Below are 2,379 nucleotides of genomic sequence, written 5' to 3'. Positions count from 1 at the left end.
AAGAGTGATGCAGTATCCAGATCATGCAGGTTTCTGATGCTCACAGCGACACGCGGATGCGCGACTAAAACACGTGTGGAGCGCCCGAGTGTACGCATGGTTAAAGCTGCATCTGATGTCAGAGCCAGACGAACCCGCAATGCGAGGTCGATGCGCTCTTCTATCAGATCCACTGGTCGATCCACCGCCAGAAGTTGCAACCGCACCTTGGGATGGCGATCCAGAAAGCCTGTCATCAGATGTCCGATCACGGCAACCATGCCGGTCGGACAACTGAACCGAACGACGCCCGCTGGCTCAGCCTGGGCGGCGCTGATGACTGCCTCTGCAGCTTCTGCCTCATCCAGCATGCTCCGACAGCGCTCATAAAATGCCCGACCAAGATCCGTGACGCGAAAGCGCCTGCTGGACCGCTCGATCAGACGTGTACCGAGCCGGCTTTCAAGATCGGCGATGCGGCGGCTGAGTTTTGACTTCGGCTCGTGCAACGCGCGCGAAGCGGCCGAAAAGCCGCCATGCGTAACAACCGCTACGAAATATGCATAATCGTTGAGATCCCGCCGCTCCATCGTTCCTCTTTCTGAACGCTGTGTGTCAATATTGCTATCTACAGCGATGATCGTTCCAGTGCCATCTCTTTCCTGCCGGCGCAAACGGAGCGCTGAAAACAGGGAACAGAACAATGACTTACGGATTTGATGGCAAGGTCGTAATCGTAACGGGTGGTACCAGCGGCATTGGTCTGGCCACAGCAAAAGCCTTCGCCGATGAAGGCGCCTTCGTTTTCATCACCGGCAGACGACAGGAGGCACTCGACGCCGCTGTCACTCGCATCGGTGGCAAGGTAACCGGCGTACGAGGTGATATGGGTCATCTGGACGACATCGACCGTCTGTATGACACCGTTCAGCAGACGCATAGCCAGATCGATGTTGTCTTCGCCAATGCCGGCGGTGGGGAATTTGCGCCCCTTGGTGCCATTTCCGAGGAACACTATCAGTCCATTTTTGACAGTAACGTCAAGAGCGTCCTCTTTACAGTACAGAAAGCGCTTCCCCTGCTGCGCGATGGGGCCTCGATCGTGCTGAATGCTTCGAATGTCAGCGCCGCAGGAACCCCGGCTCTCAGTGTGTATTCTGCAACGAAGGCAGCTGTACGCAGCTTTGCGCGAAACTGGATGCTTGACCTCAAGGATCGACATATTCGCGTCAATGCAGTTAGTCCGGGTGTGACCGATACGGCAGGTTTGAATCAGCTTTTTGGCGGCGGCGAACAGGCCAAAGAAACCAAAACCTATCTCGCCAGTCTGATCCCGTCTGGTCGTGTGGCCCAGCCAGAAGAAATCGCCCGTTCGGTTCTGTTTCTGGCATCCGATGAGGCCAGTTTCATCAATGGCATCGAACTCTACGTTGACGGTGGTCAGAAACAGATCTGAACGCCATCAAAACCGGCTTCGCGGTTGGTTGCGAAGACGGTCCTGAAACAGCTGTACCATCTGAATTTGGAAGAAATTAATCATGTCGTTCGTGACCACCAAAGATAATGTTGAAATCTTCTACAAGGACTGGGGCCCGAAAGACGCCCGTCCCATCATGTTCCATCATGGCTGGCCCCTCTCTTCTGACGATTGGGATGCCCAAATGCTGTTCTTTTTACAGCAGGGCTTTCGCGTGGTGGCCCATGATCGTCGTGGTCATGGACGCTCCGGGCAAGTCTCGGAAGGGCATGACATGGATCATTATGCAGCGGACGCGTTTGCCCTCGTCGAAGCATTGGACCTTCGGAACGTCGTTCATATCGGTCATTCCACCGGCGGCGGTGAAGTCGCGCGCTATGTGGCCAAACATGGTCAGCCGTCCGGACGCGCCGCCAAAGCCGTTCTGGTCAGCGCTGTTCCGCCCCTGATGCTACGCACTGAAGCAAATCCCGAGGGCCTGCCCATTGAGGTTTTTGACGGTTTTCGTGCTGCCCTTGCAACCAACCGGGCACAGTTCTTCCGCGATGTGCCAACCGGCCCGTTCTATGGGTTCAATCGCGAGGGTATCAGCCCGCAAGAGGGCGTCATTCAAAACTGGTGGCGTCAGGGGATGATGGGGAGCGCCAATGCGCACTACGAGGGTATCAAAGCCTTTTCCGAGACGGACCAGACCGAGGATCTGAAGAGCATTACGATACCAACACTCGTGCTGCATGGAGAAGACGACCAGATCGTGCCGATCGCTGATTCAGCACTCAAGTCTGTTGAATTACTCGCCAATGGCACCCTTAAAACCTATCCCGGCTTCTCGCACGGAATGCTGACGGTCAATGCGGAGGTACTCAATGCGGACCTCCTAGCGTTTGCTGAACGCTGATCAACATCGGCAGCCACGGCTTAGC

Annotated in this window: 3 protein-coding genes; 2 read left to right on the top strand and 1 reads right to left on the bottom strand. The window is 55.8% G+C overall.

The window, feature by feature from the left end; all coding sequences use genetic code 11:
• A partial coding sequence (locus GAL01_RS15340) for a LysR family transcriptional regulator (protein WP_145995678.1) occupies positions 1-569 on the bottom strand: 569 nt, incomplete at its 3' end.
• A 113-nt stretch (positions 570-682) separates the two neighbouring features.
• Between GAL01_RS15340 and GAL01_RS15335 the strand changes: the two genes are divergently transcribed.
• Positions 683-1,435, top strand: a complete 753-nt coding sequence (locus GAL01_RS15335; RefSeq protein ID WP_062026961.1) for an SDR family NAD(P)-dependent oxidoreductase — start codon at positions 683-685, stop codon at positions 1,433-1,435.
• 82 nt (positions 1,436-1,517) lie between these two features.
• Positions 1,518-2,354: an alpha/beta fold hydrolase gene (locus GAL01_RS15330; protein ID WP_062026959.1), complete on the top strand. Its 837-nt coding sequence runs from the start codon at positions 1,518-1,520 to the stop codon at positions 2,352-2,354.
• The last annotated feature ends 25 nt before the right edge of the window (positions 2,355-2,379 follow it).

Origin of the sequence: Gluconobacter albidus, assembly GCF_002723915.1 — a bacterium.
In the GTDB taxonomy this organism is placed as follows: Bacteria; Pseudomonadota; Alphaproteobacteria; order Acetobacterales; family Acetobacteraceae; genus Gluconobacter; species Gluconobacter albidus.
The sequence above is the reverse complement of the archived record's forward strand: the minus strand, read 5'-3'. Positions and strand labels throughout refer to the sequence as shown.

Coding starts and splice junctions, on each gene's coding strand:
- GAL01_RS15335 (WP_062026961.1), top strand. CDS start 683: ATGACTTACGGATTTGATGGCAAGGTCGTAATCGTAACGGGTGGTACC.
- GAL01_RS15330 (WP_062026959.1), top strand. CDS start 1,518: ATGTCGTTCGTGACCACCAAAGATAATGTTGAAATCTTCTACAAGGAC.